We start from the raw sequence: 18,057 nt of genomic DNA on the forward strand, positions 1-18,057 counted from the left end.
ACCTCTGCCGCTGAGCGATCCATACTGGCTACTATTTAAGGGCAGCGATATCGTATCTACCTTCTGTATAGACAGTCGCGCCGCTTGGCGCAAGAACATGGGTTAAGAGGTGTTCATCCCGTCATGGTTATTCTACTTCTTACTCCCTCTGGTACTTTTTCTCTTTGTAGAGCTCTTTTTTGGCTTGCTCGTACGCTTGGCTGGGCTGCGGACTCCATGGACCGGGTGGGTGCCAGATTTTGTGCACGGGATTAGCGGGTGTTTTCTCTATGACGGGGCCAAGAAATTCCAACACCGCTACGACAACCTCCGAAAACGCCTCCGGCACATGGTCTTGGCCAAGGCGCTTATGGAACGCCTGCCATTGTGGCTGCTTGCTGTCCACGAAAGCGGTAGAAAAAGGGTTAGTTTCAGGGAGTGCCGTATGTCGGTTAGCAAAGGTTCTTGTTATAGCGCCATCCAGGTTCGAAAGCGTGAAAGAGTGCTGCCGCGAAAGTATCCAAATATCGTAAAAGTCTTTCATGCGGCTGTTCAATTCACCCAGATGGACCATCGCCTGAAACTTCTCAGCAATGGATGATTCCGGTGTATAACAAAGAATTCTGTCGGTAGGGAAGCCTAGTAGGCCGGGAAATGTCTGCCAAGAAGGCAGCGGAAAAATAATGTCGCCAAAACCAATATCCAATTGCATGGGGATTTTGGCATTATCGAGAAATCCGGTAAACGTCACCCTAATCCCTTGATAGTCGGCGTCTTCGGTAATGGTTTCGGCTTTTAGCGTATTTAAGTCAAACGATAATCCATCATCCATTACGCCCGTAGCCAACACATCGCTCACTTGGGCCAGAATGGCATCTGGGCGATTGCTTGTTTGACCCAGCATATCGATATCACGCGTCGGCCGAATGTCCGGCCCCTGCATAACCCAAAGCAGTAGGGCACCCTTTAGCGTAAAACTGCGGTTATGAGTCGATTGGCTAAGCCGGTAAAGAAACCGCTCCATAGCGAAGTACTGTAGTAACTCTTGGAAGGGGCGTTTTTCTTCTCGGGATTTATTCAGCAACTTCTGGCGCACAGACGCGGCGATGTTTTTGGCCACCGTAGTCTCCTGTCATCTTGTTGGTTCGTTGACTGAGTGATTCCGCTCAAAGCCTGGCCTCTACATAGGGCGCCATCACCTTCGCAACGCGGCAGATGCTGGCGTATTCCATCAGTTTCCCAGGCCGGAATGTTTTACGGTTGCGGTAGAGCTCAAGCGCCTCCAGCACCACATCCATGCCGATACGGTTACGGAACTTAAAGCAGTCCGCCAGGGTTTTCTCCGGGTTGTAGACCTGTAGCGTGATGTCATCTACTTCTACCTGCTCGATGCCTGTGCTGAAGGCCTGCCCTGAGAACCGATAACCGGCCACCGGCGGATAATCCAGAACCGGCAGACGGGCATCCCGTTCCACCGCTAGATGCACTTGGTGAGGAATCTGGGTGGTAATGCCGTGCCAGTCTAGCGCCGAAATCAAGCAGAGCACGGCATGGGGAAAACGGGTGGCGGTGGCCACCAAATCTGGATTATCAATCGGGGGAAGGTCCGCCAGTCGATAGAGGCCACGGCTGACCGGCTCAATCAGCCCTTCATCACGAAGGCGATAGAACTGGTACCGGCTGATACCCAGTGTCAGGGCCTCACTCAGGCGAAGCTTACCGCCTTGCTGGCGGAACAGGGTTTGAAGTTGAGTCCGAAAAGATCGGGCGGAGCAGGATTCAGACAAAGTGTCACCACTTGTTTATATGTGGTGACACTTTGTCTGATCGCGCTTGAAGATTCAAGCGGCAGCTTCGTCGGGGGTGTTGGACTGGTCGAGCGCAAGCAGTTTCTTACAATGCGTAGCATCCATGGCGTACGTGAACTTTCTGTTCAGGCGATAATGAAATCGGGGCCTAGCTCTAATAAAAAAAAGGGCATGACAGGCTTTAGTGTAACAAGGTGTCTTATAGGTGTTGGGGGCCGTGTTTCATTAACTTGCTGGCGTCGCCAAAGTTGAAACCCCAGTCAGCGTTGCTTGGCAGGTTTGCGTTTCACATAGCTGGCGCGTTTGGTTTTAGTGCTTTTCCTTGGCTTTGCCGGGCTACCCGCTGCACCCTGAGCCGTTTGCAAACTCAGCCTGAGCTTTTCCGCATCGCTTTGATGAAGCAGGGCGCGAAGGTCTTCCAGCAGGGCCTGCTGAAAAGCGCCCGCATCATCCTGTTGTTCAGAAATGGCCCGCAGGCGCTGCTCCCAAAGGGCGGTGCGTTCCGGCGTGCTGACGGCGCTGGGTAGAGCGGCGATTAACGCGCTCCCCAGTTTGGTGGCACGTAGGGCTTTTTGTTGGCGCACCAGGTAGCCGCGCTGTACCAGGGTTTCGATGATACCGGCGCGGGTGGCTTCGGTACCCAGGCCATCGGTGTCCCGTAAGGTCTTGCGAACGTTCGGGTCATCCACGTAGCGGCCGATGTTCATCATCGCCTTGATTAGGCTGGCATCGGTAAACGGCTCGGGTGGGCGGGTTTCCTTTTCCTCTATGCCTGCACCCAGTGCTTTGCAGTGTTCATTTTGGGCAAGCGGTGGCAGCGGCGGTGATTCTTCTTTCGTGGTGAAAAGCGGTTTCCAGCCAGGGTCGAGAATACTTTGGCCGCGGGCACGGAACGCCTCGTTTAACAGCGTGAACTCGGCTTTCACTTCAAAGGTGCGCAAAGGGCGATAGAACTGGGCCATGACGTTGCGCACCACCAACCGAAACACGTGGCCTTCAGTGGCCGAGAGCTGGCTGAAATCAGCAGGCTTTCCGGTAGGCGCCAAGGCGTGGTGGGCACCCACCTGCTTGTCGTTCCACGCCTTTGAGCGCAGCGAGAAATCGGCACCATTCAGCCATTGCCTGAGCGTGTCATCATTTTGGCAGGCGCCGGTTAAACTGCGCTGGGCAAGGGCCAAGTGCTCTTCGGGCAGATAGCGACAGTCGGAGCGCGGGTAGGTGATCAGCTTGTGCTGCTCGTAAAGGCGCTGGCAAATATCCAGCACCATTTGTGCGGAAAGCCCAAAGCGTCGGGCGGCATCTACCTGAAGTGCGGAAAGCGAGTAGGGCAGCGGCGGCGCCTGACGTTTTTCCTGCTGGTCGAGCCTGGTGAGCTGGCCGGTTGCACCCGGCAATTGGGCGGCCAGTGCATCAGCGGGTGTGCGATCAATCAAGCGGCCTTGATCATCCAGCGGCTGGTGTTCCTTGGGTGCCCACCAAGCGCGTAGTTGGCCTTTTTCAACCTGTAAGTCCACCCAGAGCGGGTAGAACGGATGCGGCCTGAAATCTCGAATGGCGTTATCTCGGCGCACAATCAGCCCGAGTACCGGTGTTTGCACACGGCCAACGGAAAGTACACCATCGTGGCCCGCTTGGCGGCCGGTGAGCGTCCAGGCACGGGTCAAGTTGATGCCATACAGCCAGTCAGCGCGTGAACGCGCTTGCGCTGCCTGAAAAAGCGGCTGGAACTCCTGATTGGAGCGCAGTTTGGCGAGGGCGCGACTGACCGCTGGGCGGTTCAAATCGCTGATTAACAGGCGTTGAACCGGGCCGCGATACTTCAGGTGCTCGATCACTTCCTGCACCAGTAGCTGGCCTTCGTCGTTACTATTACAAGTACTAATTTGTGAAAAAGTGTAATTGTTTGATTTTTTTAGCATTTCCACCATTTCATACTTCCTTAGCTTTTCACAAAAACCTGAATCCGTGAAGCCGGCGCCGACACTTTCCCTATCACCGCCAGCGAGCATTTTTGATCATTCGCCCCGTGCAAGTTGGCTTTCGCAAGCCCGTTATTGCCAAAACCCACCGTGCTGATCGGTGCTGACGGCCCGTTTTGTCATGCCTTTCCACCCGCCAGGCACGACATATCTGGCGATCGCGTGTCGCTTGGAACTGCTTGTGGATAGAGTGTCGCCGATTGACGGTCAGCATGGCGTTCCTCGTGGATAACGCAGTCGGCTCCGCAGCGTCTTGAGCACCGTCATGCGCCCGATATCCTGCCCGAAGTCGAGGATGATCTGCCGTGCCTTGTGAATCACGAGAGCCGCACGGTACACCAACTCTTGTAGCACGGTGCGCAGCCGGCGCCGCTTGGCCGGGTGGCGAACCGGGCTCAGCTCGCCGGTCATGCCCAGCTGTCCCATCAGGCGCAGGATGTTGTAGGCCAACTGGGCGAGATGCAGGATCAGGTCGTTGGTGGCGAACTTGCCGGACGGCAAGCGCTCCAGGTCGAGATCGGTCTTGATCTCGCTGTGAAACTGCTCATGGGTGGCATGCGCCTGGTAGCGCTTGATCACCGCCTCCGGCGCCTCGTCCAGGCTGGTCCACCAGCCTTCCAACTCATAGTCCGGTTCGAGCAGCAACTGGCCATCGCGATCGGCGGTGCGCTCGACCAGGCGCATCACGCGTTGGACGACGTATTCGGTCTTGTTGTCGTCGTGGATCGAGACGGTCTGCGGCCACAGCGCCTGGTGCTTGCCAGGACGCAGCTCTTCCCAGTAGTCCGCCGCCACAGCCAACCAGGTATCCTGATCGGCCGTGGCCGAGCCGCGCGGGTTCCATTTGACGACATAGTCGAGCCGGCGCCCCTCGTCGGCAAAGACCCGGCGCTGCTGTTCGAGAAGCGCCAGGTGCGCCTGGCTGTCGAAGCCGCTGTCCTCGCGTAACAGGATCGGTTGCTTGGTCAGGCCTTGGGCGCGAGGCAGTACCCGCTCCAGGAAGGCGTTGCTCTCCTTCATGGTGTGCTGCTTGCCAGGCCGCAGTTCCAGACCCAGGCACCACCCTTCGTTGCCCAGATAGGCGGCGATCGGGGTGTAGCCATCGACCTTCTGGTAGGTCCGCGAGACGCCTTCCTTCTTCGAGTTGCTGTTGTCCATGACGAAGGTGTCGATGTCCAGGCAGACGTGCGTCGTCTCGGCGGTGATCGGTGCTTCGATCAGTGACAGCAGGGTCGTGGACCAGGTGGCGGTGCGCGCCTGCAGGTCGTTGGCGGCAAGTTTCTCCAGCCGCTGTCGCAGCGTCGCCGCGCTCGGCACCTTCTGCAGGGTCAGCAGTTGTTGGAAGGGCTTGTCGCGGCGGAAGTTCTCGACAGCGTCATAGTCGCTCATGCCCAGACACAGCAGGCCCAGGTAGCTCTTGATCACATCGCTGGTGCGCATGCCCAGCGTGGTGGGGAAGCGCCCGTCGATGCTATCGACGCCAGCGATCTCGAAGCACTGCCCGATGATGGACAGCCCGGCGTGGCTGGTGAGGGTGCGGCGACTGGCACGGAACTTGACGTTGGGCATGGCACTATCTGGGTGAATGGCGATATTCGCTATATTGCCATGCAGTTCAGTAGGTTAGAAGCATTTCTGGGGGCTGGTCTCACGGATTCAGGTGTGAGTCTATATAATTCCTCCTTGATATATCCTCGCAAGGCCAACAGGTGATTTATGCGAAATTTTTAGTAACTATTCAGGTCACGCTGCCTGATCCAGGCCGTCCCGACGCATGAATTCGGGCACTTCACCGGCAAACAACTGTTCCAGTGCGGTGTGCGCTGCCAGGCCCTGCTTGACCGCCTTCGAGAGGAAGCTGCGCATCCGGCAGAAGATCTCGGCACCTTCCCAGGAGCGGAAACAGCCTGAAATCTTCTGCTGGACCTTGGTCATCCGCAGGTCACGCTCCCCTTGGTTATTGGTGAAGGGCGCGGCGGGGTCATCGAGGAAACGCAGCACGTCGTCCTCGTACGCCTGGAGACGTTCGAGCAGGTTACGTGCCTTGGTACGTTTGGCACGACCGCGCTTTCCCGGTGGTGGTGGGATCGGTGGCGGACACTCGGTCTCACCCTCTGTCAGGCACTGCCGATAGCGGACTCGCCAGCGTTGCGCCTCTTCGGGCGAGAGCGTGCCACCGGCAGCGTCAACGGCCTGATGCATCTCCAGCAGCAGATCATGCAGCGCCTTGGCCCACTTTTGGTGGTCATTTTCCCAGGCCGCAGTCAATTCACGCAGGTGATGGGCGTTGCAAAGTGCGTGGCGGCAATCCGCGTAGCGGTAGTAAGGCTTCCAGTGATCATGCACCAGCACCCCCTGGACATAGGGCAGGATGCCGATGGCATCCATGGCCTCCTGACCTCGCTTGGCGTGAGGCGCCAAGTAGGTCAGGGCGTCATTCGAGGCGCTGTGCAGCCAGTAGCGCTTGCCGCCGACCTGCATCCCGGTCTCGTCGGCATGCACGGTCGCGGCTTGCCTCAGCGCCGGGATCGCCCACTCGGCAAACGCCTCGGCGCGCTGATAGGCCTCTTGATTGAAGGCGAACAGCGTGCCGGTGCTCAGCGATAGATCGCACTGTGAGGCCAGCAGCGCCTGGATGCGGGCATAGGGCAGCAACTGATACTGCGAGAGATAGACGACATGCGCCTTGAGACGTGGGCCATACTGGATCGGGCGGGTCACGCCGTCGGGAAACGGCGCCACATGGCGCCGCCCGAGATCGTCCTCCAGCACCTCGGCGCGATACTCGGTGACGACGGCCTGGATCACGATGTCTTGCACCTGGCGCGTTTCGATGCCGACCGAGCGATAGGTGCGCCCTTTGGGCAAGGTGCGGCGATCGACGCGCAACGACACGATCTCGTCGGGATCGGTGACCGGCGCCAGCGTCTTGCCTTCGTGACCCGGTTGCCCGCCAGGGCGACGCTCGCCCTTGGCCCGGGAACGGCGTTGGCGGTTGGGGTCTTGTGACGGCGGCTTGCTGCTGTTGCGGCTGCTGGTGGCCAGTCGGTCGGCCATCAGCTTGACCAGCAGCATCAGCACGTCGATGGCAGCACGCAAGGAAGGCGAGACCGTGTGGTCTTCCTTGAGCTGCTGCCGGACCCGTTCCAGGGCCTCGTCGACGTTGATATCGCTGATGGTCATGTCACCGCATAGACGTGCCGAAGGATCAGGCACACTATGCCAAAAAAATCAGGTGGTTGGCGACATGCCATCCGCAGCCACCTGAATAGTTACAATTTTTATACCTTCTACAAGAATCTCGTATCTTGATAGAGAAATTGGTATATCTTATTTGCATAACCCTGTTGCGACTTTTGATTTGCCCATATCCCGCCATCTCTATAATTTATAAAGAGCACCATCAGTGCCTCCCGATGACAAAAACAGTTAAGACAAAAGGAGACGTTATGAAACGAATCAGTGCGTTCACCATGTTAGCGGCATCTGCGGCTGTCACACCGCTTGCGCTTGCCGCGCAGGAAACCTTGTATTTTAGTGGTTATGCTGGAGATTTCCAGAGGGTATTCGAGGCCGAGATCGCGCCGGACTTCGAGGCTGCGCATGGCGTCGACATTGTCTACGTGCCAGGAAACTCGAGCAGTACGATCGCGAAGCTACAGGCGCAGGCAAATAACCAGGAGATTAGCGTTGCGCTTGTCGATAACGGGCCCATGCAGATGGCAATGCAGTTCGGCTTGTGCGACAGCGTTACCAACACTGTGGCCTTCGGCGACCTTTACGACATGGCGAAACCAGAGGCCTTCGATGGTAAGGCAGTGGGCATTGGTCTCGTCGCAACGGGAATTACATATAACAAGGCGAAATTCGACCGCGAAGGCTGGGCCGCGCCGACCTCATGGAATGACCTCATTGAGGACAAGTTCGAAAACCGGGTTACCTCGAATTCTATCACCGGCACTTTTGGCCTCAATGCCCTCCTGATGTTCGCGCAAATGAATGGCGGAAGCGAGGAGAATATCGAACCGGGCTTCGAGGCGATCCAAGAGAGACTGGCACCGAACGTCGTGACTTGGACCTCGTCAAATGCCGAAATGGCCCAGCTGTTCCAGAACGGGGATATCGATATCGGCGTTTGGGGCAGCAACCGGGCGAATGCATTGAAGGATACCGGTTTCCCGGTAGAGTTTGTCTATCCCAATGAGGGCGCACCAGCGATCATCGCCTCTGCCTGCGCTGTTGCGGGAAGCCCTCAACCGGATCTGGCGCAGGAACTCCTGAAATATCTCGTATCACCCAAGGTGCAGAAGAAGCTGGCCACGCAGGGCTTCGGCCCGACCAACAGGGCGGTCACGCTTGATGCGGATATTGCTGAGACGGTTCCTTATGGTGAGGACAAGCTGGCGAAGATGATCAGCATGGATTGGGAGGTCATAAACGCTAACCGTGCTGATTGGGCCAAGCGATGGGTCCGAACTATCGAATAAAATAGGGAAATTTGCTCTGCATCGGTGCGCCGAATGATATGAGGAAGTATGCCTGCATGCTTCCTCCCCCTCCGAAAAAACAAAATGTAACCCAGGTATAAAATATGAGTACACTCACCCTGCGTGGCCTGGCGAAGACCTATACGCCTAATGTCAGGGCCGTTAAGAATATTGATTTAGAAATAAAAAGCGGCGAGTTTGTCTCCCTTCTCGGTTCTTCAGGCTGTGGAAAGACCACCACGTTGCAGATGGTTGCTGGGTTCGTTTCCCCTTCAGATGGACAGGTTCTGTTGAATGGCGACGACATTACCAACCTGGAACCCAACAAACGCAACATGGGAATCGTCTTCCAGAGTTATGCGCTTTTTCCGCATATGACCGTTGCGCAAAACGTACGCTTCGGGCTCGAGATGCGCAAGGTCCCGGAAGGAGAGATTCGCAAGCGGGTGGCTGAGGCACTGTCGATGGTTCAGCTTGGCGGGCTGGACGACCGCTATCCTAAAGAGTTGTCCGGTGGGCAGTGCCAACGGGTGGCGATAGCCCGAGTCATTGCGATCCGCCCACATGTTCTTCTCCTCGACGAGCCGATGTCGAGCCTCGACGCGAAGCTGCGAAGTGAGATGCATGTCGAGCTACGCAACCTGCAGAAGCGGCTGGGGATCACAACGATCCTCGTTACCCATGACCAAGTCGAAGCAATGACCATGAGCGACAGGATCGCGGTGATGGCGAATGGTGTCATCGTCGAGTTGGGAACCCCCCAGGAAGTCTATGATATCCCAAGGACGGAATATACCTTCAACTTCCTTGGTCAGTCGAATACGGTCGAAGGAAAGGTGCTGGGCAATGATGGGGATTTCACGCAAGTACGTGTCGGGTCTAGCATACTCAACGTTCCGCTGCGAGACAAGAAGCTAGCGGGCGATGTGCGGTTATTCATCCGGCCTGAGCGTCTAATGCTGTCATCACCAGAAAGCGGAATAATTACGGGACGTGTCGTCACACGACTTTTTCTTGGCGGCACATGGACTTTCGAGATTGACTGCGATCATGGGCGATTGCGCGTAATTAATCTGAATGCGAGAGGAGGAAGGCAGCCTGACGAAGGTGATCAGGTAGGGGTTAGTTGGGACGAAGCCGACATGCAATCCGCATCAGAGGATCTTGCTCATGCCTGATACCGTTACCAAGAGAGTCGGACAACCTTGGCTTTTGTCATTTCCAGCGCTGGCCCTGTTTATGGGGCTGCTGATAGTACCCTTAGCACTGACTGCGATTTTGTCGTTCAACGCCTTTGACTCCATGGTCGGAACGCTGGATGAGTACACCATCGACAATTATATCGAAGTCCTGTCGGACGGATACTATTATGAGCTTTTCCTGCGAACAGCCCTAATGTCGGCCGGAGTGACACTTCTGTGCATTCTTTTGGGCGTTCCGGAAACGATCATTCTCTCCCGGATGCGGCCACGTTATCAGGGAGCTTTCTTTGTACTGATCCTAGGGCCATTGTTGATCTCGGTTGTGGTTCGCACGCTCGGCTGGTCGATTCTTCTGGGCCGAGAAGGCGTTATCAATCAATCACTGATCAATATTGGTCTGATCGATGCACCTTTACAGCTAATGTATACCATGACTGGCGTGGTCATCGTGCTGACTCATGTGATGCTTCCCTTCATGGTTATCGCCGTTTGGAGCACACTGCAAAAGCTCGACGGGCAAGTGGCGAATGCTTCGCTTTCACTGGGTGCAGGATCTTTCACGACCTTTCGGCGGGTGATCTTACCACAGCTTGTTCCAGGGATTCTATCCGGCTCGATCATCGTTTTCACCATGTCTGCATCCGCCTTCGCGACGCCTGCTTTGATCGGTGGACGCAGCGTTAAGGTCCTAGCAACCACGATTTATGACGAATTCCTCAAGACGATGAACTGGCCGCTGGGTGCAGCCATCGCGGTTTTACTTTTGATTGGTATCGTTTGTGTCGTCATCGGTAGCAACCGATATATGGAGCGAAAATTCAAGCAGGTGTTTTCATGAAAAACAGAGGTCTAGGTTCGAACGGGGTCGGTTCTCTCATCTTCCATACGCTCTTCACCCTGTTCATCATTTCGCCGCTCGTAGTCATCGTCTTAGTGTCGTTTTCCGACAAAGGGTATATCTCCATGCCCTTCGACGGCGCGTCCCTGCGCTGGTATTGGGCGATCCTCAGTGCACCGGAATTGGTGAACGCATTCCTTCTTTCGTTCTGGCTCGGGCTTGGAGCGGCAACCGTCGCCTCGATCGTGGCAGTTCCGGCAGCCATTGCTATCGCGCGATACCGCTTTGTCGGACGTGATGCACTAACCGCGTTACTGCTGTCGCCCCTGATGGTGCCGCAGGTTGTGCTTGGGGTAGCGTTTTTGAGCTTCTTTGCCTCTATGGGCTGGAGTGGGTCTTTCTTGGCACTGATGCTGGTTCATGCGCTGATCGTCGTTCCTTTTGCGCTGCGACTGACCCTCGGCGCGATCATCGGGCTCAATAGAGATACCGAACTCGCGGCACGCTCTCTAGGGTCGTCGCGGTGGATCACATTCCGACGCATTCTGCTACCGCTAATTCTGCCCGGTGTGGCCGGAGGATGGGTGCTCTCGTTCATTCAGAGCTTCGATGAGGTCACGATGACCGTCTTCATTGCGACGCCTGGTACGACGACGCTTCCGGTCGCGCTCTACAATCGAGTCGCTCTGCTGACGGACCCGGTCACGACTTCAGTTTCGTCGATCATGATCGTCGGCACGATGGGGCTGATGTTCATCCTCGATCGAATCGTCGGGATAGACAAAGTCCTGGTCGGAAAGAAGTAGACAGCTTCAACCTAGAACAATGAATTGTCCGTTGCATTGTGGCTGGCAGACAAGCCTGCCAGGAAGTCTCGGGCAACTGGAAAGGCTGAAAAATGAGCACAAAACAGTTAATGATCGTTGGCGGAGGGCTGGTTGGTGCCGCTATCGCCTATGGGGCGGCCAGTCGAGGACTGTCTGTTCGGATTCTCGACCAGGGAGATACGGCATTTCGCGCTTCGCGGGGAAATTTCGGCCTCGTCTGGCTCTCGAGCAAGGGCAGTGGAGTACCGAATTATGCTCGTTGGACCATGAATGCGGTGCAGCGCTGGGGCGACTTTCATCAGGAGCTGCTGAGCCTGACTGGGGTCGATTGTGGGCTGGTTCAGAAGGGGGGGTTCTGGCTCGGTTTCAGCGAAGAGGAGGTACAGCAACGTGCCGACCTTCTCGCGAAGATCGACCGCGAGGCGGGCGGCATCCCATTTCGGATGATGGAACCCGACGAAATACGCCAGTATTTGCCGGGCCTCGGTCCGAAGGTCGTGGGGGGCAGCTGGGGGGCGCATGATGGTATGACAAACCCCTTGCTGTTATTGCGCGCACTGCACTCCGGGCTAAAGGGTGCCGGGGCGGACCTCATCAGCGGCGTCGATGTTACCAAGATTGAGCATGACGCAGACAAGGGGCGCTTCACCGCCCGTAGCCGTGACGGGCAGAGCTGGACGAGCGACCGGATTGTCATCGCGGCAGGGCTTGGCATTTCGGATTTAGCCAAACAGGTTGGCATTCACGCACCTATCGTGACGACCCGTGGCCAGGTGCTGATTACCGAACGGCTGCAGCCCTTCATGGATTATCCGACTAATAAGGTGCGCCAGACCGGCGAAGGAACCGTGCAGATTGGCTCGACTAGCGAGGATGTGGGGCTGAATGATGGCACAACGGTCGATAAGATCGAATGGCTTGCTCGGCGTGCCGTTGACACATTCCCCGGACTAGCGAACGCGCGGCTTGTCCGGGCCTGGGGGGCGCTACGTCCGCTTACCCTGGACGGTTATCCGATTTACGAAGAGTCCGAGACCTGTCCGGGTGCCTTCGTGGCCGTTTGCCATAGCGGCGTCACCCTCGCTGCCGTACATGCCCATGTCGTCGGGCCGTGGATGGGGGGACTGAAGGATGCTCCTGCGGAAGCTGCCACTTTCCGAAGCGCGCGCTTCCTTGATAAGAACGCGAGGTCTGTCCGTGACTACTGAGACGCTTTATTCAATTCCCGCACGTCCCGATCAGAAGATGGTCAGTATCACGTTCGAGGGCGAGACGCTTCGTGTGCCAGAGGGGATCAGTGTGGCCGCGGCTCTCCTGAGCATTGGTCGAGGTGGTTTCCGCACTAGCATCGTTGGCGGCACGCCGCGCGCGCCTTATTGCATGATGGGTGTCTGCTTCGAATGTCTTGTGGAAATCGATGGGGTACCCGCACGGCAGAGCTGTCTGACTCTCGTTCATGACGGTATGACCGTAAGGCGTCAAGTGGGGGCTCCATCCTTGGATGCATTGGCTTGGGGAGGCAAAGATGACCACTGATGTGAAGGACCTCGTCATCGTCGGAGCTGGCCCAGCCGGCATGGCTGGCGCATCCGAGGCACGAACACTTGGGATGTCAGTGAGCGTGTTGGATGAGCAGAAGGCGGTTGGTGGGCAGATCTATCGACACGTCGAGGACGCACCTGAAGAACTTCAGGCGATTCTCGGGAAGGATTATGCCTCGGGTAGGGCCCTGGCTGACGAATTCCGATGCAGCGGTGCAAATCATATCCGTAATGCCACTGTATGGAACCTGACGGAGGACGGTGTCGTCGACTATGTAGCCGAAGACGGCGCGCGGACGATTTCGGCTACCAACGTCCTGATTGCTACCGGCGCAATGGAGCGGCCGATCCCGATTCCGGGCTGGACACTTCCCGGGGTGATGGGAGCTGGGGCGGGGCAGATCATGCTCAAGGGCGCGGGCGCGCTTCCCGCTGGACCGGTCATACTCGCCGGCTGCGGTCCGCTTCTCTACTTACTGGCCTGGCAATATCTGCGGGCAGGGGTGACGCTCGCCGGGCTGGTCGATACGACGCCTTTTTCGGCTTATGTCGCAGCACTCGGCAAAATCGATGGTGCCTTGAAGGGACGGAAAGACCTAGCCAAAGGTCTCGGCCTTATCTCGCAGGTAAGGCTGGCACGTGTACCGATCTATTCCGGAGCCGACAGCCTTGAGATATTGGGCCGCGATCGCGCCGAAGGTCTTCGCTTTCGCCACAGAGGCAAATTCCGCCAGATTTCCGCCGGACTGGTTCTGCTGCACCAGGGAGTGGTACCGAACACGCAGCTGAGTTGGGCGTTGCGTGCCGATCATCGCTGGGATGCCGCTCAGCTGTGCTGGACGCCTGTGACCGATGACGCAGGTCGCCTTGGGCAGTCGCGGGTGTATGTCGCTGGCGACAGCCGAAAGATCGTCGGAGCTCTGGCCTCGGCGGTGCAGGGGCGGCTTGCTGTGCTCGCTATGTTCGAACGCCTCGGGGGTAAGGCACAGCCCAAGCGCAAGGCTGAGCTTGAAGAAAAACTTTCTCGCTATACCGCACTGCGGCCCTTTCTTGACAGGCTCTACCGACCGCTCGATAAGCATCGTATTCCAGCCGACGATGTCACCATCTGCCGCTGCGAAGAGGTGACAGCTGGTGATCTTCGCGGCTATGTCGAACTGGGCTGTCTGGGGCCGAACCAGGCTAAGAGTTTCGGTCGTTGCGGAATGGGCCCTTGCCAGGGTCGCTTGTGTGGCTTGACCGTGACTGAGGTGATCGCAGATGCCCGGAAAGTCACGCCGGATGAGGTGGGATACTACCGCATCCGCGCTCCCATAAAACCGATCCATCTCAGCAGTTTCTCGAAGTGAATGCTCTGACTTCAATAAAAGAAAGGACAACGACATGAATGATATCACCCGCATCGAAACTGATCCGCGCCGCAGTCGGGCCGTCGTCTACAATGGCATGGTCTTCGTGGGTGGCATGACCGCCGATGATCGCAGCCTTGATATCACCGGCCAAACCAAGCAAACGCTGGAGAAGATCGAGAACTATCTCGCCAAGGCCGGGACCGACAAGAGCCGGCTGCTGACAGCACAGATATGGATCAAGGATCTTGAGCGCGATTTCGAGGCAATGAATGCCGTTTGGAATGCATGGACTGCGGAGAATGCGGCCCCCACTCGGGCAACAGCCCAATGTGATATGGGTGCGGCCGATGTCTTGGTCGAGGTCATTGTGACAGCCGCGGTTGGAGATTGACCAGACCTTATTGTTGACCATTTAGATGCCTCAACATAGGCCCTTCAAGTTCCCAAACGACGGGGACTATAACGACCTGTGTATGACATTTTCGAATGCTCAATATTGTGGTATTTCTCAAGCCTTCACAATTAATCTGGTCTGCCGGTGCGGCGGTCAAGAGCAGAAGCTGCTTGGCTAACCGACACCACTATTCCATCAGCGTTTTTCCTCCACTGGAATGGCTTGGAATCTTCATTGCGAGGCTTCCAAGTCTCTCACGCTGGTGTGCGCTTGCCGCTTGACCCACTTCTCACTTATTGTGGAAAAGAAACGCTTGAACCGTACCGGTTTTCTCGGAGGCCGACATTAACAGGCCGGCGGTCTCCGTGTCGGCTTCGGTATGCTTACGCGCCTCGAAGCGGTAGGTCCCCAGCGTTGGCCTAGGATAGGATGAGGGGGATCTCGATCAGCGTCCTGCCCTGGATGACAGAGGCTTCTGACTGGGGCTGGATCGCGGCATCCTTGGTGAACAAGTTAATTAGCGGCAGCCGGTACCGTAGTCGTTGAAGTAGTGGACGGGGTATGATCGCTTAATGTCATAAAAAGTTTATACGCCTCACTGAAAGGCGAGTGGTTGGTCGAACAGTGGTAGGCTTGCGGCTAAGCGACTCGGCGGGTTGAGAACGAAAACATCGAGAGGAATTCAACAGCTATCGTTTTCACTCTACACGGGGCTACTAGAAGCCTAGGTCGATCGAACTGTCGGCTTCAGCTTGAAAATATATCTGCTCTAACTTGACTGGGGCAGTTGCAGGGGATGAAGAATGCGGTTTTCTCATGTTGAGGCGTTTCGTGCGGTGATGACCTCAGGGTCAACGACTGCCGCGGCGAAAGTCATGCATACCTCGCAGCCGAATGTGAGCCGATCCATCGCTCAGTTGGAAAAGTTGACCGGCCTTCACCTTTTTGATCGGTCGCCCGGCCGGCTCGTTCCGACAAGTGAAGGGTTGGCCTTCTTCAAAGAGGTCCAGAGAAGTTTCAGTGGTCTTCGCTATCTCGAAGTAGCTGCTGCGCGGATCCGCCGGTTCAGTGGGGGATCGCTGTCATTGGCTGCGGTGCAGATTCTTGCGCTGGGGCTCGTTCCGCGAGCCATCACGAAGTTTGTCCAGGATCACCCGGAAACCAGCATTTCGATCAATATCGGACACTCATCTGCTATAGCGCAGTGGGTGGATGACCAGACATCAGATATCGGGATAGTATCGCAGGTGAGCGAGGCCTATGAGTTCGTGAGCGAGAAGATTTACGAGGTCGAAGCGGTCTGCGTCATGTCCAAGGGGCACCGCCTTGCCGAAAAATCGGTGATTACGCCAGACGATCTGGCCGAGGAACCCTTCATCTCGTTGCCGAGGAATGAGTTCGGCCAGTCGGAGGTGGAGCAACTCTTCAATGTTGCCGATGTATCGCGCAGGGTTAATCTTGAGACGTCCTACAGCCTCGTCACCTGCGCGCTTGTCGCGCAAGGGCTTGGCGTAGCGATCGTGAATCCCCTTGCTGCCTACAAGGAAAGGGGTTTGGTCATGCGGCCATTCATGCCAGCTATCATGCATCGCAGCTTTCTTATTTTCCACCCCAGCAGATCGAATGATCCCCTAATCGTACGGTTCGCGGCTTCGATAAGAGATGTCATCAAAAACGATCTAGGTGCGAACCTGGATGGATCTTTAAATCTATTATAAACGGCGAGCTGGTTTATGAGATGTCCCGGGCCAGGGGCCGGTCGGAGCTGACCCTTACCCCGATCTAGAATCGGTCATTGCTGGAAAATCCGACCTTGTTACCGCTGGAGAACACTGATCGATTGGGGTGGCCAAAACTGATGAGCGCTCGCTGAGTCACTGCATCAAAACCACTCCTTTTAGCGCGTAAGCTTTGCCTTGGCTGGCTCTTCTTCCCGCAAGGTGCCGCCTTCCAAGCTGGCTGAAGCGGCAACTTCTTGTACCTGGTTGCAGATTGGTTGCGGATTGAGTGCTCAAGAAGCTGAGAGTCCGAAACTTTGGCTATCATTTTAGATTTGTCATTAGGTTGATTGTGGCGTCGTCTCCAGCTGATCAAGGCCTCAAAATTCTCTTCCCCAAAGACTTCATCACAAACTTTTCTCAGATTAGAGACCTCTCCATCATCAATGGAAATGAAAATAACCCCATCATCTTTCAGTAGGCTTCGGGCCAGCTTTAAACGTGGGTACATCATATTAAGCCAGTCGGTATGATAGCGCCCACTTGTTTCCGGATTGCTGGATAAGTTGAGCCCTGATGTATCCACCTGCCCGGTAATCTCTTTGTAGTTTCGGATATTGTCCTTAAAGTTGTCCTTATAAACAAAGTCTTTACCTGTGTTATACGGTGGATCGATATATATCATTTTGACCTTTTTGTGATAGCTCTTTTGCAGGAGCTTGAGCACTTCAAGGTTGTCACCTTCAATAAAAAGATTCTGGGTCGTATCCCAATCGACCGACTCTTCTTTGCATGGGCGTAAAGTACCAGTGCTTGGCGTTTGTGCCAGCATCCGGGCTTTGCTTTTACCATTCCAGGTGAAGCTGTAGCGCTCTTCACGACCATCAATATAGTTACCCAGCACTTCTTTTAGAGCATCAAAGTCAACTTTTCCTTCGGTAAAGGCTTCTGGAAACAGCTCTTTGAGTTTGCTGATGTTGTCAGCGACGATGTCCATGCTTTTTGAGTCCACTTCTGGGATAACGTTTTTCACCTTGTTTCCTCTTGATTCTTCTGCTTTCTGCAATTCTGTTACAGGGCTTCAGCGATCTGCTTAAGTCGCTGTTCCTGCTGTTTAATCTGGGTATTCAGCACAACCTGCTGGCTGAACTCAGCCTGCTTGATCTGGGTACGTAGTTTTTTAATATCATTCTCGATACTGCGGTAACGATTAAGCTGGTCAGCTTGCTGTTGTGTAACTTCAGCGCTGGCCAGATGAAAGCGCCCGCTGATTTCAGCACACTGAAGGGCTTGTACACGGGCAATAATGGCTTGATAAAACTGCCAGAAATTGCTGTGTGGTAAACCGTTAAAGGTTAGGCTGTTTAGAAATTCCTGCCCGCTATCGGTAACATCACTTAACTTCAGCCAAGGGGATGTCATGAGTTGCTCAATGACCCACTTCTCTTTATCGGCCTTATTTGTGCGTTTATCGGCGAGGCAGAGTGCCAGTTGTTCGTTGGCGTTTTCATTTTCTTGCTCACATTCCCGACCGGTTACATCCGATTCGTCATTTTCTTCTGTGGCAGATGGTGTGCTGCTTTCTACGGCTTTGCGTTCAGAGAGCACAAAGAAAATGACCGTTGGGTAAGGTATCGCCCGGTTAATCAGTTGGCCTAGTCGCTCAGCATTTTTAGCGCTACTGAGCTCCACGACCAGAAAAGCCAACTCGCCATAGTCGCGCAGGTCGTCACTATAGGGCGCGATATTGATGGTGCTGGGCTTTAAGGTGTACAGCCAGCGGATTTTATCAACATCGTCTTTTAATGCCTTTTTGTCTTTGGCGTCCAGGTCGGCGTGTTCCTGAAACATCTTTTTGAACAGGGTTTTATTGAGCACACAGCCGTTGGGCACGCTCAAGCCTACCAGGAAGGTTTCGAATTGTGGTAATCC

General features: G+C 55.6%; 16 protein-coding genes and 1 pseudogene. 9 read left to right on the forward strand and 8 right to left on the reverse strand.

Features of this window, described 5'->3' with window-relative positions; all coding sequences use genetic code 11:
- Window positions 1-139 precede the first annotated feature (139 nt).
- The 5 genes from ACT3T6_RS12050 to tnpC form a co-directional block, all read right to left on the reverse strand.
- Window positions 140-1,099 carry a nucleotidyl transferase AbiEii/AbiGii toxin family protein gene (locus tag ACT3T6_RS12050; protein WP_193054153.1) on the reverse strand — a complete coding sequence of 320 codons (960 nt, stop codon included), beginning with the start codon at window positions 1,097-1,099 and terminating at the stop codon, window positions 140-142.
- Window positions 1,100-1,145: 46 nt separating this feature from the next.
- On the reverse strand, window positions 1,146-1,766 hold the full coding sequence (locus ACT3T6_RS12055; protein ID WP_226913521.1) for a type IV toxin-antitoxin system AbiEi family antitoxin domain-containing protein: 621 nt from the start codon (window positions 1,764-1,766) through the stop codon (window positions 1,146-1,148).
- A 281-nt stretch (window positions 1,767-2,047) separates the two neighbouring features.
- Complete coding sequence (locus tag ACT3T6_RS12060) at window positions 2,048-3,706, reverse strand: DNA topoisomerase (protein ID WP_226913527.1); 1,659 nt, start codon at window positions 3,704-3,706, stop codon at window positions 2,048-2,050.
- Between the two features lie 267 nt (window positions 3,707-3,973).
- Window positions 3,974-5,335 carry an IS1380 family transposase gene (locus ACT3T6_RS12065; protein ID WP_193054154.1) on the reverse strand — a complete coding sequence of 454 codons (1,362 nt, stop codon included), beginning with the start codon at window positions 5,333-5,335 and terminating at the stop codon, window positions 3,974-3,976.
- Window positions 5,336-5,509: 174 nt separating this feature from the next.
- A complete protein-coding gene (gene tnpC / locus ACT3T6_RS12070; RefSeq protein WP_193054155.1) occupies window positions 5,510-6,949 on the reverse strand; it encodes an IS66 family transposase in 1,440 nt (479 codons plus the stop codon).
- 266 nt (window positions 6,950-7,215) lie between these two features.
- On the opposite strand from tnpC, the gene ACT3T6_RS12075 reads away from it, so the two are divergent.
- From ACT3T6_RS12075 to ACT3T6_RS12110, 8 genes are all read left to right on the forward strand, one after another.
- Window positions 7,216-8,253: an ABC transporter substrate-binding protein gene (locus ACT3T6_RS12075; RefSeq protein ID WP_193054156.1), complete on the forward strand. Its 1,038-nt coding sequence runs from the start codon at window positions 7,216-7,218 to the stop codon at window positions 8,251-8,253.
- Window positions 8,254-8,357: 104 nt separating this feature from the next.
- Window positions 8,358-9,431 carry an ABC transporter ATP-binding protein gene (locus ACT3T6_RS12080; RefSeq protein WP_193054157.1) on the forward strand — a complete coding sequence of 358 codons (1,074 nt, stop codon included), beginning with the start codon at window positions 8,358-8,360 and terminating at the stop codon, window positions 9,429-9,431.
- Entirely contained in the window at window positions 9,424-10,293 is an 870-nt protein-coding gene (locus ACT3T6_RS12085) for an ABC transporter permease (protein ID WP_193054158.1), read from the forward strand. The genes ACT3T6_RS12080 and ACT3T6_RS12085 overlap by 8 nt, the downstream gene beginning before the upstream one ends.
- Window positions 10,290-11,099 (forward strand): ABC transporter permease, encoded by an 810-nt coding sequence (locus ACT3T6_RS12090; RefSeq protein ID WP_193054159.1) that lies wholly within the window; start codon window positions 10,290-10,292, stop codon window positions 11,097-11,099. Before ACT3T6_RS12085 ends, ACT3T6_RS12090 begins: the two co-directional genes overlap by 4 nt.
- Window positions 11,100-11,191: 92 nt before the next feature.
- Window positions 11,192-12,328, forward strand: a complete 1,137-nt coding sequence (locus ACT3T6_RS12095) for an NAD(P)/FAD-dependent oxidoreductase (RefSeq protein ID WP_193054160.1) — start codon at window positions 11,192-11,194, stop codon at window positions 12,326-12,328.
- Window positions 12,329-12,365: 37 nt separating this feature from the next.
- A complete protein-coding gene (locus tag ACT3T6_RS12100; RefSeq protein WP_193054172.1) occupies window positions 12,366-12,656 on the forward strand; it encodes a (2Fe-2S)-binding protein in 291 nt (96 codons plus the stop codon).
- Window positions 12,646-14,010: an FAD/NAD(P)-dependent oxidoreductase gene (locus ACT3T6_RS12105; protein WP_193054161.1), complete on the forward strand. Its 1,365-nt coding sequence runs from the start codon at window positions 12,646-12,648 to the stop codon at window positions 14,008-14,010. Before ACT3T6_RS12100 ends, ACT3T6_RS12105 begins: the two co-directional genes overlap by 11 nt.
- A 34-nt stretch (window positions 14,011-14,044) precedes the next feature.
- Window positions 14,045-14,404 (forward strand): RidA family protein, encoded by a 360-nt coding sequence (locus tag ACT3T6_RS12110; RefSeq protein ID WP_193054162.1) that lies wholly within the window; start codon window positions 14,045-14,047, stop codon window positions 14,402-14,404.
- A 131-nt stretch (window positions 14,405-14,535) separates the two neighbouring features.
- Here the strand turns inward: ACT3T6_RS12110 and ACT3T6_RS12115 are convergent.
- Window positions 14,536-14,722: pseudogene (locus ACT3T6_RS12115) on the reverse strand (IS630 family transposase); the annotation flags it as partial.
- Between the two features lie 488 nt (window positions 14,723-15,210).
- On the opposite strand from ACT3T6_RS12115, the gene ACT3T6_RS12120 reads away from it, so the two are divergent.
- Window positions 15,211-16,125, forward strand: coding sequence for a LysR substrate-binding domain-containing protein (locus ACT3T6_RS12120; protein WP_193054163.1), 915 nt, complete (start codon window positions 15,211-15,213; stop codon window positions 16,123-16,125).
- Window positions 16,126-16,189: 64 nt separating this feature from the next.
- Here the strand turns inward: ACT3T6_RS12120 and ACT3T6_RS12125 are convergent, their stop codons facing one another.
- On the reverse strand, window positions 16,190-17,158 hold the full coding sequence (locus ACT3T6_RS12125) for a site-specific DNA-methyltransferase (protein ID WP_287076739.1): 969 nt from the start codon (window positions 17,156-17,158) through the stop codon (window positions 16,190-16,192).
- Window positions 17,159-17,196: 38 nt separating this feature from the next.
- Window positions 17,197-18,057 (reverse strand): DUF4391 domain-containing protein (locus ACT3T6_RS12130; protein WP_444625950.1); only part of this gene is annotated, 861 nt, incomplete at its 5' end.

The sequence above is a fragment of the Halomonas sp. 72 genome (assembly GCF_052379785.1).
GTDB lineage: Bacteria > Pseudomonadota > Gammaproteobacteria > Pseudomonadales > Halomonadaceae > Vreelandella > Vreelandella citrativorans.

Coding starts and splice junctions, on each gene's coding strand:
- ACT3T6_RS12110 (WP_193054162.1), top strand. CDS start 14,045: ATGAATGATATCACCCGCATCGAAACTGATCCGCGCCGCAGTCGGGCC.
- ACT3T6_RS12090 (WP_193054159.1), top strand. CDS start 10,290: ATGAAAAACAGAGGTCTAGGTTCGAACGGGGTCGGTTCTCTCATCTTC.
- ACT3T6_RS12075 (WP_193054156.1), top strand. CDS start 7,216: ATGAAACGAATCAGTGCGTTCACCATGTTAGCGGCATCTGCGGCTGTC.
- ACT3T6_RS12085 (WP_193054158.1), top strand. CDS start 9,424: ATGCCTGATACCGTTACCAAGAGAGTCGGACAACCTTGGCTTTTGTCA.
- tnpC (WP_193054155.1), bottom strand. CDS start 6,949: ATGACCATCAGCGATATCAACGTCGACGAGGCCCTGGAACGGGTCCGG.
- ACT3T6_RS12060 (WP_226913527.1), bottom strand. CDS start 3,706: ATGCTAAAAAAATCAAACAATTACACTTTTTCACAAATTAGTACTTGT.
- ACT3T6_RS12080 (WP_193054157.1), top strand. CDS start 8,358: ATGAGTACACTCACCCTGCGTGGCCTGGCGAAGACCTATACGCCTAAT.
- ACT3T6_RS12065 (WP_193054154.1), bottom strand. CDS start 5,335: ATGCCCAACGTCAAGTTCCGTGCCAGTCGCCGCACCCTCACCAGCCAC.
- ACT3T6_RS12100 (WP_193054172.1), top strand. CDS start 12,366: ATGGTCAGTATCACGTTCGAGGGCGAGACGCTTCGTGTGCCAGAGGGG.
- ACT3T6_RS12105 (WP_193054161.1), top strand. CDS start 12,646: ATGACCACTGATGTGAAGGACCTCGTCATCGTCGGAGCTGGCCCAGCC.
- ACT3T6_RS12095 (WP_193054160.1), top strand. CDS start 11,192: ATGAGCACAAAACAGTTAATGATCGTTGGCGGAGGGCTGGTTGGTGCC.
- ACT3T6_RS12120 (WP_193054163.1), top strand. CDS start 15,211: ATGCGGTTTTCTCATGTTGAGGCGTTTCGTGCGGTGATGACCTCAGGG.